The sequence below is a fragment of the Aliiroseovarius subalbicans genome (assembly GCF_022678625.1).
Classification (GTDB): Bacteria; Pseudomonadota; Alphaproteobacteria; order Rhodobacterales; family Rhodobacteraceae; genus Aliiroseovarius_A; species Aliiroseovarius_A subalbicans.
Genome location: NZ_JALBYQ010000006.1, coordinates 56,213 through 79,295, shown reverse-complemented (window position 1 = coordinate 79,295; position 23,083 = coordinate 56,213). Strand labels below are relative to the sequence as shown.

The 23,083-nt window shown below is 56.2% G+C and carries 19 protein-coding genes and 1 pseudogene; 14 read left to right on the top strand and 6 right to left on the bottom strand.

Annotated features, from left to right (window positions below; genetic code table 11):
* From MN188_RS16230 to MN188_RS16215, 4 genes are read left to right on the top strand one after another with little or no spacing between them, the layout of a single operon-like run.
* On the top strand, positions 1-1,962 hold the full coding sequence (locus tag MN188_RS16230; RefSeq protein ID WP_242110323.1) for a hydantoinase B/oxoprolinase family protein: 1,962 nt from the start codon (positions 1-3) through the stop codon (positions 1,960-1,962).
* Between the two features lie 2 nt (positions 1,963-1,964).
* Complete coding sequence (locus MN188_RS16225; protein WP_242110322.1) at positions 1,965-2,825, top strand: FAD binding domain-containing protein; 861 nt, start codon at positions 1,965-1,967, stop codon at positions 2,823-2,825.
* Between the two features lie 25 nt (positions 2,826-2,850).
* Positions 2,851-3,306 carry a (2Fe-2S)-binding protein gene (locus MN188_RS16220; protein WP_242110321.1) on the top strand — a complete coding sequence of 152 codons (456 nt, stop codon included), beginning with the start codon at positions 2,851-2,853 and terminating at the stop codon, positions 3,304-3,306.
* Positions 3,306-5,666 (top strand): xanthine dehydrogenase family protein molybdopterin-binding subunit, encoded by a 2,361-nt coding sequence (locus tag MN188_RS16215; protein WP_242110320.1) that lies wholly within the window; start codon positions 3,306-3,308, stop codon positions 5,664-5,666. The genes MN188_RS16220 and MN188_RS16215 overlap by 1 nt, the downstream gene beginning before the upstream one ends.
* A gap of 63 nt (positions 5,667-5,729) precedes the next feature.
* Here the strand turns inward: MN188_RS16215 and MN188_RS17765 are convergent.
* Together MN188_RS17765 and MN188_RS16205 are read right to left on the bottom strand one after the other, a co-directional pair.
* Positions 5,730-6,110 (bottom strand): annotated as a pseudogene (locus MN188_RS17765) (DDE-type integrase/transposase/recombinase); the annotation flags it as partial.
* Positions 6,111-6,191: 81 nt separating this feature from the next.
* Positions 6,192-6,635 (bottom strand): transposase, encoded by a 444-nt coding sequence (locus tag MN188_RS16205; protein WP_242110319.1) that lies wholly within the window; start codon positions 6,633-6,635, stop codon positions 6,192-6,194.
* A 1,132-nt stretch (positions 6,636-7,767) separates the two neighbouring features.
* Here MN188_RS16205 and tnpA point away from each other — a divergent pair.
* The 10 genes from tnpA (at position 7,768) to MN188_RS17725 (ending at position 18,013) form a co-directional block, all read left to right on the top strand.
* The gene (tnpA, locus tag MN188_RS16200; protein ID WP_242110318.1) at positions 7,768-8,184 is read left to right on the top strand and encodes an IS200/IS605 family transposase; all 417 of its coding nucleotides are present in this window, start codon (positions 7,768-7,770) and stop codon (positions 8,182-8,184) included.
* Positions 8,185-8,271: 87 nt separating this feature from the next.
* A complete protein-coding gene (locus MN188_RS16195) occupies positions 8,272-8,634 on the top strand; it encodes a hypothetical protein (protein WP_242110317.1) in 363 nt (120 codons plus the stop codon).
* 824 nt (positions 8,635-9,458) lie between these two features.
* On the top strand, positions 9,459-10,262 hold the full coding sequence (locus MN188_RS16190; RefSeq protein ID WP_242110316.1) for a PAS domain-containing protein: 804 nt from the start codon (positions 9,459-9,461) through the stop codon (positions 10,260-10,262).
* Positions 10,262-11,671 (top strand): sigma 54-interacting transcriptional regulator, encoded by a 1,410-nt coding sequence (locus MN188_RS16185; protein ID WP_242110315.1) that lies wholly within the window; start codon positions 10,262-10,264, stop codon positions 11,669-11,671. The genes MN188_RS16190 and MN188_RS16185 overlap by 1 nt, the downstream gene beginning before the upstream one ends.
* On the top strand, positions 11,625-12,707 hold the full coding sequence (locus tag MN188_RS16180; protein ID WP_242110314.1) for an ABC transporter substrate-binding protein: 1,083 nt from the start codon (positions 11,625-11,627) through the stop codon (positions 12,705-12,707). The genes MN188_RS16185 and MN188_RS16180 overlap by 47 nt, the downstream gene beginning before the upstream one ends.
* 55 nt (positions 12,708-12,762) lie before the next feature.
* Positions 12,763-13,833, top strand: a complete 1,071-nt coding sequence (locus tag MN188_RS16175; RefSeq protein WP_242110313.1) for an ABC transporter ATP-binding protein — start codon at positions 12,763-12,765, stop codon at positions 13,831-13,833.
* Complete coding sequence (locus MN188_RS16170) at positions 13,830-14,693, top strand: ABC transporter permease (RefSeq protein WP_242110311.1); 864 nt, start codon at positions 13,830-13,832, stop codon at positions 14,691-14,693. Before MN188_RS16175 ends, MN188_RS16170 begins: the two co-directional genes overlap by 4 nt.
* A 56-nt stretch (positions 14,694-14,749) precedes the next feature.
* Positions 14,750-15,526: an ABC transporter permease gene (locus MN188_RS16165; protein WP_242110309.1), complete on the top strand. Its 777-nt coding sequence runs from the start codon at positions 14,750-14,752 to the stop codon at positions 15,524-15,526.
* A gap of 25 nt (positions 15,527-15,551) precedes the next feature.
* Positions 15,552-17,039 (top strand): aldehyde dehydrogenase family protein, encoded by a 1,488-nt coding sequence (locus MN188_RS16160; RefSeq protein WP_242110308.1) that lies wholly within the window; start codon positions 15,552-15,554, stop codon positions 17,037-17,039.
* An 89-nt stretch (positions 17,040-17,128) separates the two neighbouring features.
* Positions 17,129-18,013, top strand: coding sequence for a DMT family transporter (locus MN188_RS17725; RefSeq protein WP_242110307.1), 885 nt, complete (start codon positions 17,129-17,131; stop codon positions 18,011-18,013).
* 668 nt (positions 18,014-18,681) lie between these two features.
* Here the strand turns inward: MN188_RS17725 and MN188_RS16150 are convergent.
* The 4 genes from MN188_RS16150 to buk all read right to left on the bottom strand — a co-directional run bounded on the left by MN188_RS16150 (position 18,682) and on the right by buk (position 23,077).
* Positions 18,682-20,082, bottom strand: coding sequence for a Glu/Leu/Phe/Val family dehydrogenase (locus tag MN188_RS16150; protein ID WP_242110306.1), 1,401 nt, complete (start codon positions 20,080-20,082; stop codon positions 18,682-18,684).
* Between the two features lie 102 nt (positions 20,083-20,184).
* Complete coding sequence (locus tag MN188_RS16145; RefSeq protein WP_242110305.1) at positions 20,185-21,060, bottom strand: 3-hydroxybutyryl-CoA dehydrogenase; 876 nt, start codon at positions 21,058-21,060, stop codon at positions 20,185-20,187.
* Positions 21,057-21,968, bottom strand: coding sequence for a phosphate acyltransferase (locus MN188_RS16140; RefSeq protein WP_242110304.1), 912 nt, complete (start codon positions 21,966-21,968; stop codon positions 21,057-21,059). The genes MN188_RS16145 and MN188_RS16140 overlap by 4 nt, the downstream gene beginning before the upstream one ends.
* Complete coding sequence (buk, locus tag MN188_RS16135; protein WP_242110303.1) at positions 21,962-23,077, bottom strand: butyrate kinase; 1,116 nt, start codon at positions 23,075-23,077, stop codon at positions 21,962-21,964. The genes MN188_RS16140 and buk overlap by 7 nt, the downstream gene beginning before the upstream one ends.
* Positions 23,078-23,083 lie beyond the last annotated feature (6 nt).

The window sequence follows — 23,083 nt, the reverse complement described above, 5'->3', positions numbered from 1 at the left end:
ATGAACAGCACAGCAAAACAGGAATTGGATCCGGTTACCTTTGAGGTTTTAAAGAACTCATTCATCACGTCGGTCGATCAGATGGCCGAACAGATGCTGCGGACCTGTTATTCCTTCGTGATCTATAACCGCGATTTTTCCAACGGTCTGCACGATGCGGATGGCAATTGCGTGGCGCAGGGCAACGCAGATATCGCGGTCCACGTGGGTACTCTTCATTACACTTGCAAAGATGTGATCCGCGCATTTGAAGGCGATATGTATCCCGGCGATGTCTATGCGATCAACGACCCCTATGCGGGCGGTACCCACTTTAGCGATGTACGCCTGATCCGTCCAATTTTTGACGAAGAGGTTCTGATCGGGTTTTCCCAATCCAACGGCCACTGGTCTGATTTAGGCGGGTCGGTGCCAGGGTCGTTCAATGTGACCGCGCGTGAAATGTTTGGCGAAGCGGTCCGCATCACGCCCATACGGCTGTTCCGCAAAGGCAAGTTTTGTTCGGACGTCGCCAATATGATTGCGGCGAACACCCGTGATCCTGCATCAATCATCGGCGACATTCATTCGCAGGCACAAGCCACACAAGTGGCCGAACGTGAACTTCAGCGCCTTGTCAGCAAATATGGCCGCGATCAGGTCACGCAAGGCATGAACGAGGTCCAAGACTATGTCGAACGCTCTGTCCGGCAGCGTATTCTGGATTTGCCGGATGGCACATGGGAGGCAGTTGATTATATCGACCGTGACCCCGATGCAGGTGAAGGCATGATCCCGATCCATATTAAGATGACGATCAAGGGCGACCAGATCACCTATGATTTTGAGGGTAGCCACCCCACAATTGCCTCGATCTACAATTCGGGCCATGGGGCGACATTCTCTGCCGTGGTTGCGGGAATGAAGACCTTCTTCCCTGACCTGCCAATGAACAGCGGGTTTTACCGAATGGTTGATATCAAAACGCCCAAAGACAGCGTTGTGAGCGCCGAATGGCCTATTGCTGTGACAGGCTTCCTGATGCCGTTTGAAAAGATCATGAATGCGATCTTTGAGATGTGGTCAAAGATCATGCCCGAACGCGCCATCGCCTGTGCATTTAACCTTGAGTACCTGCTGGCAGGCGGCAACGATTTGCGCAAACCTGAAAAGCCGATCTATATGTTTTACGAATGGCTGCCCGGCGGCTGGGGCGGGCGCAACGGCAAGGATGGCAGCGATGTCACCACGGCCTGTTTTGGTACCGGACTGATGTCGCAACCTTCGGAAGGCAACGAACGGGTTAATCCGACACGGGCCGATGAATTCCAGATATTGCAGGACAGCCCCGGACCTGGAAAATGGCGCGGTGGCGCAGGCGTTATCAAAGCCTCAACACTACTTGAGGCAGAAAACACCGTTATGTCCTACATCTGTGACCGCGAACGGGCGGTTGTCTGGGGGGTAGAGGGTGGTTTGCCATCTATGCCACACGGGTTGAGCGTTGTGCATGCCGACACAGGAGAGGAAAAATGGCTTGGGTCGGTCTTTTCCAACTACCCAATCCAGAGCGGTGACAAGTTCACCCGTCCAACTGCGGGCGGCGGCGGATACGGCGACCCGATGGACCGAGACCCTGAACACGTCAAAGAAGACGTGATCGACGAATATGTGTCGGTAGAGCGGGCGGAAACGGACTATGGCGTCGTGATCAAAGTGATCGACCGCGACATGCTGGAGTTCGAGATCGACCATGCGGCCACCGAAAAATCACGTGCTGATATTCGGGCCAACCGCGTGGCATGGGCACGTATGGATCCAAATGAAGTGTCGCAGATGTACCGCGACGGCAAGATCAATGAGATGGATGCCGTGCGCAAATTCGCGGTGATCCTTGATTGGGGTACCGGAGAGCTGATGCCAAACTCAACCCAGCAGTTTCGTGAGAGTTTCGAAGGGCGTTCTGTGGCGCACTGGAGCTAACCGTGGCTGATTTGCCAAACAGACTCGAACGGCCACTCAGCGTTGCGGCGGCCATTGCCGCGCTGAGTGGCAAGACAAACAAGGTGGTGCCGGTCGCCGGCGCCACTTGGATCATGCGGGCGGGCTCCAGAGGCGAAAAGATTGATGGCACATTTGTCGATCTTTCCGCCATTCCCGATTTGTCCGATATCGATGTTGCCAAAGACAAGGTGTCGATCGGGGCGATGGCGACGCAGGACGTGATCGCAAAAGGACTTGCAGGTCACGCAGACATGGCCGCCCTGATGATGGCAACCGGGTATACGGCCAATCCGGCCATCCGGCGCGCGGCAACGATTGGAGGCAATATCTGCACCGCCGACTTTGCCGCGTCGGACATCGTTCCGGCGTTGCTGGCACTTGATGCGGAAGTTGAAATTGTCTCCCCGGATGGAACAAGCCTGATGTCGATGGCTGAATTTCTGTCAACGCGCCGCAGCCTTGGCCGGGCTGTATTGGTGACCCGGATCGTCATTCCGCGCCGTTTGCAGGCCAGCACACATTCTCGGATCACCCTGCGCAAAGCCGGGGACTATCCGGTCGCCAACCTGTCAGCTGCAATCACGGTGGCTGAGGATCGTACGATCCGGACAGCCGCAGTGGCCGTCGGTGGTGTTGAACCTGTCGCCAAACGCTGGACCGGCTTTGAGAACGCCCTGATCGGGCGCAATCTGGAGTCTGGGGAATTCCGGGAAATTGCCGGCAATTACACGGATGAATTCGAGGGCCGCGACGATACCGGCGCACCGGGCTGGTACCGCGTCAGGCTCTTGCCTGCATTGGCGGACCGGGCATTCCGGTTCCTGACAAAAAGCACCGCTTAAGGAGCAGAAAGTGACAACGAGTTTGATGATCAATGGCGAGGAGCGCAGTCTGACCTGCGACCCCCGCACACCGCTTGTCGATGTGTTGCGCAATGAATTGCGCCTGACCGGAACCAGAAATGTGTGCCGCGAAGGCTATTGCGGTGCTTGTTCTGTTCATGTCGATGGGAAACCGATGTCGTCCTGCCTGCTGCCTGTGGGCACGCTTGAGGGCCGCGACATCGTCACTATTGAGGGGATTTCGCAGGGCGACAAGCTCGACGTCATCCAGCAGGCTTTCATCGACTTGGACGTGATTCAGTGCGGAATGTGCTTTCCCGGCATGGTCATGACTTTGCGCCCCTTTCTGCGCGACAACCCGTCGCCCAGCCGGGACGCCGTAAAATTTGCTCTGGTGGGTAATGTCTGCCGCTGCACCGGATACGAGCGCATCATCGATGCCGTAATGTCGGTCGTCGACGCAACTGAGGTCACTGAATAATGTCAGATCAGAGTTTTGCCGATAAAGCCGTGATGGATTTCCCGCGCCGGGATGCGCATGACAAGGTAACGGGCCGCACCCGGTTTACCGTCGATATCGGCGGTTCCGAGGTGCTTCATGCTGCGCTTTTGCGCTCCGATCATGCATCTGCGCGGATCATTAAACTTGACGTGGAGCCGGCCCGCAAGATGCCCGGTGTTCGCGCCATTGCTACCGGTAGTGATGTGCCTGGCCGGTATGGGATCGGCATCGCTGACTACACGCTTCTGGCAAAGGATGTGGTGCGTTATCACGGCGAGCCGATTGCCGCTATTGCTGCGGACACTCTGGAACAAGCCCGGGCCGCATTGGACGCGATCGAGCTGGAGCTTGAACCGTTGCCTGCCAGTCTTACCATGGCAGACTCTCTGGCTGAGAATGCCACGCTCGTTCATCCTGACTGGCAGGATTACGAAGTGCTCTTCGAAGGGGGCGTACGCGGTGGCAATATCGCGTGGGAGGCCACAGTAGAACGTGGTGACACCGATGCTGCCTTTGCGCGCGAAGACGTGACTATAGTCGAAGGCTTCTATGAAGTCGGACGGCAAAGCCATGTGCCGTTCGAGCCGCGCGCGGCCGTGGCATCTTTTGAGGACGGTCGCTATCACATTCATGCCTCAACACAGGTTCCGTGGACCGTGCGTACCGTCACGGCGCGGGTGCTTGGTGTACCTGAATCCCATGTGCGTGTGACTGTTCCGACAGTTGGTGGGGGTTTCGGGCTCAAATTTGACGCCTCGATCGAGCCTTGCGCTGCAGTCCTTGCCCGAATGACAGGGCGGCCGGTGTCGATCATCAATTCCCGCCGAGAAGAGCAGATGACCTGTCTCTCGCGTGAAAATGCCGAGATCCGGATCCGATCAGCGGTCACGTCGGAAGGCGAGATCGTCGGTCGTGAGGCCACGGTTCTGATGGATTGCGGTGCCTATGGTGGCGAGCAGGTCTTTCTGACCACCATGACCACGCACACGCTTGGCGGCAATTACAAACTGGGCGCTGTGCGGATTTGCAGTCGGGCGGTCTATACCAATACCCCGCCCAACGGGGCGTTTCGTGCCTGCAACGGCGTCTACAACACGTTTGCGCTGGAGCGGCACACCGACGAAATTGCTGACGCCATAGGCATGGATCGGATGGAATTCCGCCGCCGTCATGTTCTGGGCGATCAGGATATTTCGGCCACCGGTCAGGTCTATGATGGCGATGTGCTGGCTCCGATGCTCGAACGGATGGAGGTCTTGCGGGCCAAGAGCGGTTCACGAAAAGATCTCGCGGGCAATCGGTTCTATGGTGAGGCGACAACGGTGGGCACCTGGCTCATTTTTGTCGGCCCCTCTGCCGCCACGGTCAACCTGAACTATGACGGAAGCGCTACCCTAGTCACCACAGGCGTCGAGTTAGGTCAGGGCACGATGATGCAGGCCCTGCCGCAAATCGTGGCCGCGAACCTTGGTATTGCGCCCGAAGATGTGATTGTGAAAACTGCGGATACGGATGCTGCGGGGCGTGATCTTGGCGTCGGTGGCGGTCGCACAACTGTCTCGATCGGGGCCGCAAGCGAGGCTGCCTGCACGGTGGTCCGCGACAAGCTGCTCGGCGTGGCAAGCGAAATACTGCAGACCCCGAAAAAGGACTTGGTTCTTGCCAGGGGCAGGATTGAAATCAAGGGCCGTCCGGGATCAGGGACAACGATCCAACAAGTCGTGGCCGAAGCTGAAAGCCGCTTTGGTCCGATTTCGGGCAGCGGTTCGTTTACCACACCGCCTTTTGAATGCATGCCCGGGTGCACCGCTGGGCATTTCATTGATGCGATCGAGCCGGTTTTTGCCGTCCACAATTGCGAACTGGCAATTGATCCCGACACCGGAAAAGTTGACATCCTTGCTTACCGGGTCGTGCAGGATGTGGGCCGTGCGCTTAATCCACGCGCGATCCACGGCCAGATCCAAGGCGGAGTTGTTCAGGGGTTCGGTTATGCGCTCCACGAAGAAATCACAATCAACGAAACTGGCGCCTTCGATCAAACAGGGTTTGAAAATTACTTGCTTCCTCTGGCAACGGACAGCATCCCGGTCGAATTCGACCTTTATGAGGGTGCCCCGGCCGTTGGGCCATTTGGCACCAAAGGGGCCGGAGAAATCCCGATTCTCAACGTCGCGGCTGCGATTGGATGTGCTGTCGCAAATGCGACCGGCAAACAAGTGTCCTCGATGCCGTTGACACCGCCGAAAATCGCCGCCCTGATTGATGATTGCAACCCGCCGTTGCAACATGACCATATCAGCCCGGTCTGGAGCGAAAACACGATTGAAAGGAAATAGAAATCCAGAGGGTCCTGTCGGTGATGTCTTAGGAAGGGCGATTGTCGCAGCTGCTGGCCGGAACGACTTGAAGCCGGCACCATTTGCCCCGCTTTTGTCGATCACAATCCGCAAAGGAATCTCGCTGGACGCTAAAGTTTTCGCGAAGAATTGCGTTGCAGCAGCAGTGTTGCGTCGCTCTGACAGCATGAAATTAAGGGTTTTCCATCTCAATCAACGGCACGGTACGGGTACATCCATTCGCCAAGAAACCGCCCATGGCCGCTTACGCCTATGAGCTTCAAGGGCAACCAATGGTGAAAATTTCACGACCCACCTGCTGAGTGTTGCGTGATCAACTACGACTCCGCGCTCGGCCAGAATTTCTGCCAGATCTCGTAAAGACACTGAGTAACGCAGGTAAAAGTAAACCGTAAGGGGGTTATCGTAACGGATCTGCCGTATGTTGCATAAGCAAGTAGTTGTTATTGAATGGTTTTTGCCGCTTCATTTCGGCTAAGCCTTTGATTTTTTTGGTTCTGGTCCTCAGTGGCGTTCATTTGCTGCATTCTGTGGGTCCTCTCTTTCATTCTGGCCCGGGTTTCTATGCTGCTCGAGATCAAAGGTGATCGTGCCTTTGAGGTTGATATGGGCGTGTGCGATTGGGGCAATGTGGCGCATATGGTTTTCCGGCCGATCCCAATCAGGGCGTTTGGTGGCGCGCTCGTATTGGTGCGCATTCCAGGCGATGACGATGTTTGTCAGCAATGTGAGTGCGCCGGAGATGGCGGCCATTTGCTCGCGCGTCCGGCCTCGGCGTGGTGAGATCGGGCCCGCATGGATGGCACGTTGCAGCGTGTGCATGGATTCGATCTGGCTCAGGAGCCGCTGGATTTCCTGCCGGAAAGCAGGTCGCCCAAAATAGTCACACAGAAACACCGATCTCTGGAGCTTTCCCAAGGCCTCCCCTGCGTTATAAACAGGTGTCACGGTACCCTTAATTACTGGACGCTTGCTTCAAAAAGCTAAGCAAAATCAGTTCTTGATTGTGCCCTTGATTTCTGGACTGTATCATTAATTGCCGGACTGTGTCTTTAATTACGAGACTGTCCGTCCTGTGGATAAGTTGATCGGTATTTAAGTTTGGCAAACAAAGCAAAGGATCTAGAAGATCAGGAGCTCGCAATCAAGCGAGCTAACATTTTGCGGCCAATTCTGGAGCTTGATCAAGCGGGGAAAGATATAGGTCCGCCGCTTTTGACTGCGGCCAGGGAGCTGGGTGTTTCCCGAAGCTCGGTGTGGGAGCTATATCGCCGTCTCAAACTCAATGACGGGCGCGCGAGCGCGCTGGTTCCGAAGCCCCGCGGCCCAAAGCATGGCTCACGTCGCTTGGGATTTGAGGTGGAGAGCATCGTCGAGCGGGTTTTGCGCTAACATTACCTCGTACTCGAACCCCCCAGTTTTTTGCGGATAGTTGGCGAGATCAGAGCGGAATGTGCTGCCAAGGGTTTTCGACTACCAACCCGCCGCACGATTAAGGCTCGTTTAGATGCTATGGATCAGCGTGAGGTGATGCGGAAGCGGAAGGGTGCAAAGGCCGCGAGGCAGGTATTCGAGGCAAGGGCAGGGGGCTTGGACGTGGAACGCCCCTTGGAGGTCGTTCAGATCGATCATACTTTGGCGGATATCATTCTTGTCGACCAGGTTGAGCGCAAGCCTCTGGCTCGACCATGGCTGACCCTCGCAATCGATGTGACGACCCGGGTTGTACTGGGTGCTTACGTCAGTTTTGACACCCCATCGGTTCTATCCATTGGCCTGTGTCTCGATCATTGCGTGAGACCGAAGCTGATCCGCACGCCAGAATCAATGGAAGCCCTATATTGGCCAGCATCCGGGATTCCGCAGGCTATTCACGTAGATAATGGGCGAGACTTTCGCAGCGACGCCTTCCAGTCGGCCTGCGCTGAATGGGGTATTGTGATTGAGTATCCACTCATTGGTTTCAACCCTCCGACCTTCAGTCGGACCCGCTTCAGCGTGAAAGAATCGCCTTATGATCATACCCTCTGGAAAATGAGCCGCAGCCGGGTCGGAGGCTCATTTTCCAGAGGGTATGATCATGCAATATGGCACTGGCAAACACTGCGTTTACTACCACCGCTATCACCTCGTCTGGTCGACCAAGTACCGCTACAAGGTCCTCACCGGAGCATTGCGCCTGCGGGTGCGCGACATCTGCCGTCAGGTCTGCCGCGAGAACGAGGTCGACATCTTGCGCGGGGTGCTGTCGAGCGATCACGTGCATATGTTCGTATCGGTGCCGCCGAAGCTGGCGATTTCGGACCTGGTGCGCAAGATGAAGGGCCGTTCGTCGTTCAAGGTGCAGCGCGAGTTTCCAGCGATCCGCAAGCGGTATTGGGGCTGCCGGTTTTGGGGCAGGGGGTATTTTTCAACCACCAACGGGGCCATCACCGAAGACATCGTACTTCAGTACTTGGAAAAGCACATCGCTGATCCTACCGGCGCCAGCCGGTAGTCGTTCAGTATGCAGGTTGTCCAAATTCTCACACCAGAGCTTCGTCATGCTACGCTGTTTTCAAGAGACCTCAGTCAACGCTTTGCAATGCTGGAAGCTCTGTATCTTGGACTGTTCCGTCCCATGCTCGGGGTTGCGTTCGCCGTGCGCAATGATCTGACCACGGAAACAAGACTTCACAATGCCTTTCCATACAAGCGGAAACTTTTGGCTCGAGTGATGCGGCTCGCTGGCAGTTTGCCGAACTATCAGAGCCGAGATGTCGTAAAAAAGAACGATCAATCCCCCGCGTACAAATCTGTCCGTCCCAACGTCGCAAGACCCGAATATCTAGCCGCCGCGAAACAAGCGATTAGCCGACTCGGCGAAACGGCAGACCGCGGGGAACTGCTACGATACGCAGAAAAGATCTTGGAAACCGCCCGCCAACAACCTGTGGATATCCAGTAATTAAGGGCACAAGAACCTACGAGAATACCTCGAATACGTTCGCGTCCAGAAATAAAGGGCACAGTGACAGCGTCGAAACAGGCTTGATTCGGGCAACTTCTGCTGATGGTTTTGGGAGAAGATTGGCACCCGTCCAAACCGTCATTGCGGTCCTTCAATAATTGAGAAAGAACGCCGGTCACAGTCCAACCTAACCCTGCAAAAAAGCAGGGTTAGCAGCCATTGGTGATTGAAGCGGCGAACGGCGGTTTTGTCCCGCGATTTGTGAACTTGGGCAATAAATCTCACTGCGGCATGCATAAACGACTGGTTTTGACGCTGTACAGCCGCGTTGAAAATGATGCGGTTGCGGAGGTTTTCCTGCTGCGAGCACGTGCAGCGAGAAAATCGAATTCACGGGATGGACTCGTTCCAGCCGTTAGCTGCGCTCGGCACTAAGGTCCGCTGAGCGGATAAAAATCGCCGTTGCCCCTCCGAGGGTTGCCGATGCAGCATTCGCTCGCAGGTGCGGCACGCTCATCGCTGCGTTGCAGCTGATGTCGCCAGACCGGTCATCCAACTTCAGTTTGCAAAGTCGGACCCAAACCGAACCCTCTGCTGCGTGGTGTCGGAACCGGAAGGGAGCGGGACAGAACAGAGCTTTGCGAGTGCAGGGGATACAGGTGCAAACCGCCGACCGCGACATTCGCGTGTAAAAAAGAAATTGCAGATAGTGCCAACATCGCCGACCCCGAACTGGTCTACATGGCCCGGTTCGGCCAACAACTTTGGGCTCTAACTAGATATCAGTTGACTCAAATGATGAGGTATTGCATCGTTGCTGCATGAATGCATCGAATCAAAGCGGCACCTCGACGGCGACCCAAAAGGCGCTACAGCTTGATGCCGAGATACTCTCGGAAATCATTGCCGCGTCAAGTGATGCCTGCTGGTGCATGGAATTTGGCGAACCGGTCGATCTGACTGCACCTGACCGTGAGATCGTGCGCCAGGTTTTCGAGAATGATCCGTTCTGGCGGCTCTCCAATCCAGCCATGGCGCAACTCTACCTGCTAGACCCCGATAAGGATTTTAACTCGCGCCCTACCGCTGAAATCTTTTCTTGGAACGAACAGAACGAGGCATTCGTTCGAGCACTCATCAGGAGCGGATTCGAAATGGATGCCGGCCCGGCGCTCGATATGCGCTATGATGGTGTTGAAATATTTGTGGAAAATGACGTACGGGCTCATATTGAGAACGGCCTACTTCTGCGCATTTTCGGGATCGTGCGCGATGTTGGCAAGCATCGCCTGCGTGAAGAGCGCTTCAAAGCCAAGCTAGACGAAACGCTTGATATCCTGACCGACCTGCCCTGCGGAGTTATCGCCTTCAACGATGCCGCAGAAGTGATTTTGGCCAATCCAGCCGCCTGCGAAATCCTTGGCGAAACGACTGAAAACCTGATGGCTGAGAGCCTGTCCACAACCGGAAGGCATTCACGGGCGCTGAATGTTCTCCACGAGGTGATTAAGGATCGAAAGAGCCGAACCATGGAAGAAGGGGGTATTCACTGGAGCCTTGCCCCAAGACGCCGCGGCGGTGTGATTGGTAATATCCGAAAAAATGATGAGAAAGCGCAGCGCTGATGAACATTTGGCCTGAACACCCCATTTTTTCCGTCGAAACCAAGGAGGCCGCAAATGACAGCCTCGATGTGCTTGGCGATGGGATCGTCTCACTGGGGCCGGACGGGCTGGTGGTGTCAGCAAACGGAGTGGCCGCTCGGCTGCTTGGAGTCGGTGGTAGCCTTGAGGGCACAGACCCTGCTGATCTCAGCTGTGACGTAGACGGGTGGGACAACGTCGAGCGCGCCGTGCGAGATGGGCGCAGCAACGATTTCGCCCTGCGCGGTAGCGAGGGCCAGACCCTCATGGCGACCACGCGGCATGGGCCCGGGGGGCGCAAAATCCGGTTGATCATTCTGCGTGACATCGAGGCTTTCGAGCACCGGCGCGATCGGGTCTTGAACCGCGCCTCGGCCGAAAGATCCGATTTTTTCGCCTCCGAGAGAACCCGGCCCGATTTTTCTGAGCAGCGGCGTCTCTGCCCCGCGATCAATCGGCTTCTTAACCGCGGTGAACGTGCCGTCCGACAAAACGCCAAGATCCTGATCACTGGTGAATCTGGTGTCGGCAAGACAGAAATCGGCCGCTTCCTTCACAACTCGGTTTCGGATGCCCGCGATCCCTTTTTCCTCGTCAATTGTGCATCCTCAAGTGAAGCGGAATTAAACACGCTGCTGTTCGGTGCCGGTGGAGAGGGCATTCTGGACAGATCTCAAGGCGGTACCGTCTTTCTCGACGAGGTGGCCGAGTTGCCGCGCAGGGTGCAAGTCAGGTTGGTGGGTTATCTTGAGGACCGGAAACTCCAAGCCGGGTTCGAGCCGACTTCCGGGCGCCGACCTCCGCGTATCATTGCCGCTACCAACCGCGCTCTTAAGGAGCTTGTCGATCGGGGCGAATTCCGCTCAGATCTTTACTTTCGGCTGGCGGTGATCGAACTGAAGGTCCCGCCGCTTCGCGACCTGCCACCGTTGGTTAATCACCTGATCGACCGGTTTTCGCGGACGATCAACCAGCGCCGCCATGCCCCAATGATCGTGCCGCAGCGCATCCGCGAAATCTTGGCCGATTACAGCTTTCCAGGAAACATCCGCGAGTTGCACAACATCATTCAGCGCATCACCGTCTTCATCGACGATTCAGATGGGCTCGACGAACTGCTCGACGTACTGCTGAGTGCTGTTCATGTTGAAGGTGACAGCGCGTTTCACACCCTATCGGCCACATCGACGCTGGATCTGCGCAGCGAAGTCCGCCGCTTCGAGCGTGCCTTGATCGACAAGGCAATTCAAATTCACGGATCAAAAAGAAAAGCCGCAAAGGCACTTGGAGTGGACATCGGGACCGTCGTTCGCAAGACCGCGCCGCCACCACAGGCGCCCAGCCATGACATATCATCAGACAGGGAGAAGAAAAATGAAACGAACCGCTAAATTGACCGCAGGGGTGAGTGCCACCGCGATGATCCTCGCATCGGTCGCGCCAGCCTTCGCGGGCGAGCTGAACTTGTTAACATGGGAGGGCTATGCTGATGACAGCTTTGTTAAGCCTTTTGAGGAAGCCACCGGTTGCAAGGTCTCAGCCACCTATGTTGGCTCCAGCGACGATTTCGCGCCTAAGCTTGCCGCGGGTGGCGGGGTTTTCGACCTGATTTCACCGCCGAGTGACTCGACCGCTCCGCTGATTGCCGCAGGCTTTGTTGAGCCGATAGACACCAGTCGAATCGATCGCTGGAACGAGATTTATGACCAGTTCCGCTCCGGCGAGAGCATTAATGTCGATGGCAAGGTATATGGAGTTCCCTATGCTTGGGGGGCGATTGCCTTCATGTATCGCCCGGACAAGTTCGACACTCCGCCGACCTCGCTGGCGGCTCTGTGGGATCCAGCACTTGAAGGCCGGATTTCGCTTTGGGATGACAAGAGCGCGATCTACGTCGCCGCGCGTCATAACGGGAACATGAATATCTACAACCTGACCGACGAGCAGATCGCCGCGGCCCAAACCTCGCTTGTTGACCAGAAACCTTTGGTTCGGAAATACTGGTCGACTGCGGGCGAGCTTGTCGATCTCTATAAATCGGGCGAAGTGTGGATTTCAAACACCTGGGCTGGCTACCAGTCGGCGCTTTTGGCTGACGAAGGCATCGAGGTCGTCGAATTCATCCCAGAGGAAAACGCAGAAGGCTGGATGGACAGCTTCATGATGGTTGCAGGTACGCCGAACGCGGAATGCGCCTATCAGTTTCTGAACATGGCAATCAGCGAACAGGGGCAATGCGGGGTGGCCAACGTCAACGGCTATTCGGTAACCAACCCGGTCGCAGCCCGCAACTGCATGAGCGAAGAACAGTTCACGGCGCTGCACCAGGACGATCCGGAATACCTCAACAGCCTGTTGCTGTGGGAAAACCTGGGAGACCGCCTGCAGACATACACCAACGCGTGGAACGCAGTGAAAAGCCAGTAACCACGACTGCCAGACCTGGCCTTCCGGGTCTGGCACCTTATTCAGGATGGAACGCATGTCTGAGATCGTTCGAATCGAATCTGTGACGAAACAGTGGGGACATGTCGTCGGTGTCGACGACGTTTCGCTGGCCGTTAAAACCGGTGAATTCGTCACTTTGCTGGGGCCTTCAGGATGCGGGAAATCTACGCTTCTGAGGATGATCGGGGGGTTTGAGGACCCCACCAAGGGGTCAATCTGGCTGGATGGTCAGAACGTGACTCACCTGCCGCCCAACCGGCGCGACGTGAACGTTGTTTTTCAGGACTATGCCTTGTTTCCTCATATGAGCGTTGGAAAAAATGTCGGCTACGGGCTGAAATTCACCGACGAACCGCGCAATCAAGTGGCAACGAAGGCCCGTGAGGCACTAGACCTCGTCGGGCTCAGCGATAAGTACGATGCCATGCCCAGTCAGTTGTCGGGCGGGCAAAGACAGCGCGTGGCGCTGGCGCGTGCGCTTGTGCGCAGGCCCAAAGTGTTGTTGCTAGACGAACCCCTTTCGGCACTTGACGCCAACCTGCGTGAAGCCATGCAAGTCGAATTGCGCCATCTGCACCAGAAAGTCGGCCTGACTTTCATCATGGTGACCCATGATCAGGACGAGGCGCTGGCAATGGCAGACCGAGTGCTGGTCATGCGGAATGGCCGCGTCGTGCAGGATGGAACGCCAGACGATCTGTATGACCGCCCAGCCTCGGCCTATGTCGCCGATTTTGTCGGCTCAACCAACATGTTCCGGTCTGCCGTGGTCGATGGTCATGTGCAATTGCACGACCACGTGCTTGAACTACCGGAGCGGTTGAAGACATGCAGGGAGGGTCAGTTTGGGTTCCGGCCCGAAAAAGTTCGCATCGTCGGCTCTGGAGAAGGCGGTGCCAACCGGATCACCGGCCAACTGAACGAGCTTCTTTACCACGGTAGCACGGCCCGTCTTGTCATTGGCGAAGGGCCGAATGCGATCATTGTCTCCCATATGCTGCAGGATCATTCGGGCCGGAGCGCCCTGCCACAACTAGGCGAGGATGTAACCGTTGAGATCGCCGCCGACACGCTCATGCGTTTTGAGCCGGAGGCGGGCGAATGACCCTGGGCACCAGAATCCGGACAGGCCTCGTCCTGTCTCCTCCACTTTTGTGGACTATCGTCTTCATGTTCGTCCCCTACACGATCCTGTTGGTCTATTCCTTCTGGCGGGCACAGTTCCCGCTTTTCGTTCCCGATTTCCAGCTTGGCAACTACCGGACACTGATTACCGATCCGCAATACCTGAACGTTCTGCTGCGGACGCTGAAGATTGCCGGGCTGGTTAGCATCAGTGCGGTGATCTTAGCTTATCCTTATGCCTATTTCCTGGTTTTCAAAGTCAGGCGCCCCGGCGTTCGGCTTGCGCTCTACATGGCGGTTGTTGCGCCGCTTTGGGTCAGCTATCTGCTGCGTGCCTACACTTGGAAAACAATTCTGGGCACCCAAGGGATCTTGAATTCCTTCCTGATCTCCACCGGGGTCCTTGACGAGCCCTCGTCGGTTTTTCTCTACAACCACACCGCCATGGTGCTGACGCTGACCTATGTATTCATCCCGTTCATGGTCATGCCGATCTACGCGGCTCTGGAGAAGATTCCGCCATCGCTGATCGAAGCCTCGCGCGATCTGGGTGAAGGCGCATTCGCAACCTTTCGCAAGGTTACACTGCCCTTGTCACTGACCGGGGTGATCGCAGGTTTCACCATGACCTTTTGCCTGTCCTTTGGTGACTTTATCGCGCCATTTCTGGTCGGCGGCCCGGACGGAGCGATGGTCGCCAATGTTATTGCCTCGCAGTTCGGGGCAGCGTTGAACTGGCCGCTTGGCTCGGCACTCGCGCTGGTGATGCTGGTCCTCGTTTTGGGCATTATTTCCGTATCCGACCGGTTCGAACGACTTGGCCACGGGAGGTTGGAATGAACACAGCTAAACAGACTGTCGACGACGCTCTTAACCGGACGAGTTCGACAAAACTCTTGAGCAATATCACATGGCGTGTGGTGATCGGGGCGATCCTGGCTTTCCTCTATCTGCCTATCGTCGTGCTTGTGCTTTTTAGTTTTAACTCGTCCCGCTCGCTGAGCTGGCCGATGACTGGAGTAACGCTGGATTGGTACCGCAAGCTTGCCGCCAACGAGCAGTTGCTAGAAGCGTTGTGGAACTCGCTCTATGTCGCGACCTGCGCCACTACTTTGACTCTTCTCATTGGCGTTCCGGCGGCGATGGCGCTTGACCGTCTCAGCTTTCCCGGCAAAGGGATCTTTCGCAAGCTCGTTCTGCTGCCCATCGCGCTGCCAGGGATTATCACGGGTATCTCCATGCTATCTATGTTCAAGCTGTTCGGCTTGCCGCTCAGTCTGGAGACCGTCATCATTGGTCATGCAACAGCGCTTCTGGCGGTCGTGGTCACCCAGGTTTTTGCCCGACTTCAGCGTCTACCCAAGAGTTACGAAGAGGCATCTCTGGATCTGGGCGCAGGCCCGCTTCACACGTTCCTATTCGTGACCCTGCCCAACATCCGATCCGCCGTCATCGGCGCAGGTCTTCTGAGCTTCACGCTCAGCTTCGACGAAATTCCGGTGACCTTTTTCCTGACTGGCCGGGACAACACTCTGCCGATGTATATCTGGTCGACCATGCGACGGGGCATCACGCCCGAAATCAATGCAGTCGGAGCCCTGATCGTACTGGCCTCGGCCATCCTGATCGTCACGTCGGTTCTGCTTCTGCGCGAAAATTCAAATAGCCGCTGAGCGGCTCAAATGGGAGGACTTCAAAGTGAATAAGCAGTCAAATTTCAATGCCGACACCCTGAAAGCTATGCTGGTAAACGGCTCGTGGCAGGATGGCAGCGGCGGTACGTTCGAGGTGCGCAATCCGCATGACGGTTCGCTGCTGCACGAGGTCGGCCGCGCCGCCGCAAGCGATGTCGAAACAGCCGTGGCAGCCGCGCGCGCGGCACAGCCGGGTTGGGCGGCACTGTCTACCATTGAGCGGGCTCAGATCATGCGCCGAATTCACCAGCTGTTCCTGGAACGCGCCGAACCAATCGCGCAGATGATCACTGCCGAGATTGGTAAAACCATCAATGACGCGCGTGAAGAGGTGTTTGAATATTCTGCGCCCTCTTGGGCAAAATCGGCCGAGGAAATCCTGCGCCATCGTGGCCTCAGTTTCCCCTCGACCCAAGAACGCACGCGCAACAAACGCCTGGTGATGAACCACCGACCTCTGGGGGTTGTAGCGGTGATAACGCCCTACAACTTCCCCACTGATATCTCGTCGATCGCGTTGGCGCATATCGCGGCGGCGGGCAACACGGTCATATGGAAGCCATCCGAATACGCCGCTGTGTCCTGCGCAATGATGGGCGATATCTTCCGCGACGCCGGTCTGCCTGATGGTGTGATCAACATTGTACAAGGCAAGGGTGACGTTGGCGCCGCCCTGGTTGATCATGACGATGTCGATGGCGTGTTTTTCACCGGCTCGACCGCAACGGGCCGCAAAATCGCCGAAAAATGTGCCCTGCGCCCGCATCTGCTGGAACTGGGCGGTGACGGGCCGTTCATCATTATGGCCGATGCCGATATCGACGCTGCGGTCGATGGCGCCATGAACGGCTGCTTCTACTATTCGGGCCAGGTCTGCACCTCGGCAGAGCGACTTCTGGTGCACGAAGATGTTTATGATGAATTCCTCGAGAAGTTCCTCGCTAGAGCGGCCAAGCTTAAGATCGGCGACCCGAGCTCGGAGGAATCCGAGATGGGCCCACTTTGCAATTCCGACACGTTGAAACGCGTGAAGAGCCATGTCGAGGATGCCTGCGCCAAAGGCGCCAAGATTGAACAGTTCGGCAATGAAGAGGGGCTGTATTTTCCCGCCACCATCCTCACCGATGTCACGCTGGACATGGATATCATGCGAGAAGAGACCTTCGGACCGGTCGCTCCGATTTACAAGTTCAAGGACAACCAGGAGGTCATCGACATCGCTCATCTCTCAGGCCTCGGACTGATCGCCTCGCTCTGGACCCGGGACCTCGCCACCGCTTGGCGGGTAGGCGAGGCTCTGCCGCATGGCACGGTCAACATCAACGAGACCTCGAACTATTGGGACCAGCTCGCCCCCTTTGGCGGTACCGGGCAATCCGGCGTTGGTCGCGAACTGTCGCAATGGTTTCTCGAAACATTCACCGAGAAAAAGCTACTGGTTTTCGACCTTGGCGGCGAAAGCTACAACCGGCGTGCCGAGGGTGGCTGGTAACAAGAAAGAGCCAAGCTGGCCGGGCAGAGATAGCCCGGCTGGTTTTCTTCTGTCACGGCACGTGACATCGCACTCAAGAAGGCTCGCTCGTGACCTTTAAGGAACCCTCCGGCCTCGCTGCGGCGGCGGTCTTCCTGTCCGCGGCAATCTGGGGGCTGTTCTGGATGCCAATCCGCCTTTTCGATGAACACGGTATCGGTGGGGAATGGGCATTGATCTCGTTCTACTTTCCGGCATTTGTGGTTCTCTTGCCGGTCGTCGTTTTCGACCTCACACGCCAGTTCCGCCACTTCGGTGCGGCGCTGGCAATTGGCTTCTTCATTGGGGCGGCGCTGGCAATGTTTGGCGTCGGTATTCTTCATACAAGCGTGGTCCGAGCGACCGTTCTGTTCTACCTGTCCCCGGTATGGGGGACGCTGATCGGGCAATTCTGGCTGGGCGAGGTCCCAAGCCGCCGACGTTGGGTCGGCATCTTTCTGGGGATCTTGGGACTGATCCTTCTGATCTTTGAGCGTCAGGCAGTTGCCTTCAACGCGGGCGATTTTCTAGCGCTTCTTTCCGGCATGTGCTGGGCTGTCGGGCTGGCCGGGATCAAGCGGGTCGGCGAAATCCCGATTGCTGGCCTGTCCCTGTTTCAGTTCATGTTTGCGGTCCTGTTCATCTTCGCCCTGGAAAGACTCTTTTCGCCGCTTGACCCGCCTTCAATCGGGGGCAACCTAGTCGAGTTTATCAGCATCGCCGGCATCTCGGTTTGTTTCATCGTGCCGGCGCTGTTTCTGTTGGCCTGGGCCAGCCGGATCCTCTACCCGGGACGAGTCGGGCTGTTGATGATGTCAGAGGTTCTGGTAGCGATCACTACCGCCAGTATCTTCATTCCCGAGGAAACCTTGTACACCACGCAATGGGCGGGTGCAGTCCTTATCATCGTTGCGAGCATGGTGGAACTCGTCGGCAACCCAAAACAGTATTTCTGACCTGCTCCTCTCCGAGGCGTACTCCATTTGAAATTTTCTTGTTCGACAACTGTGTCGAGCGGCAGATCTAGTATCCGTCTGCGAGCAAACAATTCTTGTGGCATCGTTATCTAAGAGCCGGGAAAGCATCACCGATCGTTGCGACACCGCATATCGCTGCGAAACGAGTGAATGGACGCATTTTCTTCTACCATGCAGCGGGTTATCGTGCTGCGAGCACACGCAGCACGATTTTGACACTTCTGGTATGGGCTCATTTGAGACTTTAGCCGCGGTCCGATCGAATGGCCACTTTCGGGAATACGGTGCTCTATTGAACGGTAAAATGAGAAGCCTCAATGAAGTGGTGGCGCCTCCACCATGTGATCGGTGCTGAGCTCGAGACAGGCGTGCCAAAGCGGCGTCTTCCAATAGGTTGCCTCGGAACGTTTGTCGCCGGCATCGAAGTAGCACACATGATCCGAAAGGTTCATGTTCGACCTGAAGGGGAGCGGCTTCAAGCAGTTTGCGGCGCTCGTAGGATACTCGTAGGATAACTGTGTCCAAGGAGTAGTACCCTTTAAACTTCACAGAAATCTATAACAGAGCCGCCTACCGGGATTTGGCGTCGACAACATGGCAAAGCCGTCTTGAACCTAACCATTCAACCACATGAAAGCTTCGATTTTCTACAATCCAATTGCTCTGTAGAATTCAGTTATCCGCGCAATCGTAACGACATAGGCAGCAGTTCGGATGTTTGCCTTGTCCAAGGTCTTTAGGCGTTTCATGATATCATCGAACGCTTCCGTCATGACTTCCTCTAGCCCCGAACGAACGACGTCAATCTCCCTGCCATCCCGTGCAATCAATGTGCGCTGACCTTCTGGCAACTGACGTCCTGTACATTCCTCGATTGCCGAAACCACTGCAGTTCCGGAGCGAATGTTCTGACGGCGGTCCATCAAGCCAAATGGTAGGTGGGTAATGTTTTTGACCCATTCGAAATAGCTGACAACGACACCGCCAGCGTTCACGTAAAGGTCCGGCAGAATTTCAATTCCTCGGCGGTTGAGGCATTCTTCAGCCTCGGCCGTGACGGGACCGTTGGCGGCCTCGACGATCAATTTGTAGTCAATGTTTTCGCAATTCTGCGTGGTGATCGCGTTTTCCATCGCTGCGGGGATCAGGATATCTGCAGCCTTATACGTCAGACCTTCGTTGCTTGGCACACAGGTTGCCCCTGGGTAGCCATTCACCGAACCGGTTTCGTCGCGGAAGGCGGCAACCTGTTCGATGTCAAAACCGTCGTTAGAGAAAATAGCAATGTCGTGTTCAACTATCCCCACGATCCTACAACCATCTTGCATAAGAAATTTGGCAGCGTGGTAGCCCACATTGCCAAAACCTTGGACTACGACTGTCAAACCTTCGAGTGTTTTTCGACCAGCCACCGGTGGAGTATCCGGATGAGAAAGGTAGGCCCGCAGTGCATATTGAAGCCCACGTCCGGTGGCCTCGACCCGGCCTTCGATGCCACCGCGCAAGACGGGTTTTCCGGTCACGCAGGCGTTCTGGTTCATCGCATCCGAGGCGCCAATGCGGCGGTACTCATCGGCCATCCAGGCCATTTCACGCTCACTGGTGCCCATATCCGGGGCTGGCACGTTGCGGCCGGGATGCAGAAGATCGCGGCGTGCTAGCTCTTGTGTGAAACGGCGTGTGATTCTTTCGAGCTCGTCTTCAGTCCACGCGCTCGGATCGATGGCTAGGGCGCCCTTGGACCCACCAAAGGGCACGTTTACCAGAGCGCATTTCAAACTCATCAGAGATGCGAGCGCCTCGACTTCACTTTGGTCAGCCCCCAAGGCATAGCGGATCCCGCCTTTGACCGGCTCGATATGTTCGCTGTGTACTGAACGCCAGCCTTGGAAACTGTGTATCCGCCCCCGCAATTTCACGCCAAACCGCACGGTATAAGTCGAGTTGCACTGGGCGATGCGCTCAGAGAGTCCCTCCGGAAGGTCAAGGTGTTTGACAGCGCGGTCGAAGAAGTGTTGGACGCTTGAAAGAAAACTTTGATCGGCCATGTTGCTCGGTTTCTGCTAAGGTTGAGAGGAAAAAGTATCTAGCTATCTGCGCATGGAGCCGATTAGGGCAACAGTCGCCGCAAAGATACAATGCAGTGAAGACTAGCGCGTTGGAACGGGTGCCTCGCCGCGATAATCATAAAAACCACGGCCGGCCTTGCGACCATGCCAGCCAGCTTCGACATATTTCACAAGGAGCGGACAGGGTCGGTACTTGCTGTCGGCCAAACCGCTATACATGACATTCATGATCGAAAGACATGTGTCCAACCCAATGAAATCACCTAGCTCCAATGGTCCCATCGGATGATTTGCACCGAGCTTCAAAGCGGCATCAATGCTGACCACATTTCCCACCCCTTCGTAGAGCGCATAGCAGGCTTCGTTGATCATCGGGATCAGAACACGATTGACGATAAAAGCAGGATAATCTTCTGCATTGGCAGAGGTTTTGCCCAGCGAGTCCACGACAGCTTTCATCGTCTCGAAAGTCTCAGACGAGGTGGCGATACCACGGATCAGTTCGACCAGCTGCATGACTGGCACAGGGTTCATGAAATGCAGCCCCATGAAACGGTCAGGCCGGTCCGTTTGTGAGGCCATTCTGGTGATCGAGATAGACGAGGTATTGCTGGCCAGAATGCTGTGGTCTGCCAGAGATGGCTCCAACGCCTTGAAAATCCGGCGCTTGGTATCTTCGTTCTCGGTCGCCGCCTCAATGATCAGATCGCATTGACCCAACTCTGATAAGTCCGCCATAATACTCAGACGGGAAAGGGCAGTACGACGGAACTCATCTTCCATCTTCCCCTTTTGCACCAGCCGAGCCGTTCCTGTTTCAATCTTGCTATGGGCCGCTTGCAGCGCCTCTTCCGAGATGTCGTTCAGCCGAACCCTATAGCCAGACGTCGCAAAGACCTGGGCAATACCGGCGCCCATTTGACCTGCGCCAATAATGCCAACCGTTTCTGGTTTCATGATAGAAATCCGTTCTTGATAACCGCAGCAAGCAGCAATGCATTGATGCGGCGATCGGTGCCATCTGAGCGCGAATTCAACAGGACGGGCACGCTGGCCCCAAGAACAACGGATCCGGTGTTCGCTTCGCCATGGAATTTCCAAGCTTTTGCGACCGCATTCGCCGCATCGATATTGCTGAACAGCAAAAGGTCGGTATCTCCGGCTACGGGAGAGTTGGAAAAACCTTTGGTTTTTGCGGCTTTGGCACTGACCGCCACGTCGTAACCGAATGGCCCGTCAACGGCAAAACCGGGCAAATCACCCCGGCCCGCTTCTTGCGCCAATGCGGCCGCTTCACCGGTTGCGGGCAGGGCGTCAGACTGCTTTTCGGTTGCTGTCAGCGCAGCGACTTTTGCAGTTTCTATGCCCAAACCACGATAAAGATGCCTGGTGTTCAGGATCATCTGGCGTTTCTGATCGAGTGTGGGGAAGGGCACAATTCCATTGTCTGTTGCGGCCAACAATTTGTGATAGCTGGGCATTTCTGCGACGGTCACGTTGGACAGCACGCCGCCGTCCCGAATGCCGGTATCGCGATTGACCACGGCTTTCAGATAAGACGTACTGTCGACATGCCCTTTCACCAGCACATCTGCTTGACCATCGCGAACCGCAGCAGCGGCTGCTGTTGCGCAGTCAGCGGCGCTATCGTAGTGCTGGACCTCAACCTTTATCCGGACATCCTCAGGCAGGCCCGCCTCAATCTCGTTGGCATTGCCGGTTATGATCGCAGACGTTGCCAGATTGTCCTGTAGGGCGATGACAACAGCTTCGATCACTCTGGGATCATTGCCGCCAGCGACGGCCAGACGCAGGGGCGGGGCCTCTTGTGCTACACGGCGCATATCAGCAAAGGTTTTCAGCATGAGGTGCCCTCGGGGGAATGGGCGGTGTCGTCGCGCCAAACCATCGGGGCTTCCTGACCTTTCAGAGCACGCAGCGCCCCTTCGGCCAGTGCAAGACACTCATTGGATCCGGCGTAGACGGTGACGGGGGCAACCTTCTCGACTTTCCGTGTCAGGGACTTAATCACACGATCAGACTGCGTCATACCCCCGGTCAGGATGATACCATCGAGGTCGAAGTCGGCCACAGCCGCCGAGGCCCCAATGGCTTTGGCGATCTGATACAAAAGCGCATCATGCACAAGACGGGCGGAATCATCACCGGCATCGATCATTGCCTCGACCTTGCGCATATCTTTGGTTCCCAAATGCGCATATACACCGCCCTCACCATAGAGCTTCTTCAGCAGTTCGGCTTTGGTGTACTTGCCCGAATAGCACAGCTCAATCAAAGGCAAAGGCGGCAGGCCACCTGCGCGCTCTGGGCTGAATGGGGACTGTTCCTGCCGGTTCGAACTTTCGACGATCTTGCCACCGATGAGAGACGCGACTGAAATGCCTGCCCCCAGATGCGCCACAACCACGCGCATGTCCTCGAATGGTTTGTTCAGCTCGGCGGCCAGTTTTCGTGTGCAGGCCCGAATGTTGAGCGCATGTACGAAGCTGAAACGTGGCAATTCCTTGCAGCCCGAAATACGGGCAACGTCCGGCAACTCGTCAACGCTGACGGGATCGACGATAAACGCCTGCAGGCCCAGCGGGTTTGCGATACTGTGCGCAAGCGGTGCGCCCAGATTGCTCGAGTGTTTGTAGACCGGGCGGTGCAGCGCAAAATCAACCAGTTCGTCGTTCACGGCGATCACACCGGACGGCACTGGCGTCAGCATGCCACCACGGCCAGCGCAGCCAATCAGCCTGTCGTCGCGGCTCATATGCTCCTGCAGAAAGGCCGCAACGCATTCAGACCGATAGTCCAATTGGTACGAGATATCGGCAAACTGGGCCATCCGTTGTTCATCATGTTCCAGCGTGGTTTCCACCACGCAATCCAACGTGTCATCCTGAACACCGTACAACGCACATCGCGTGGTCGTGGTGCCCGGATTGATTGCAAGAATAACGTCACGCATCATGGT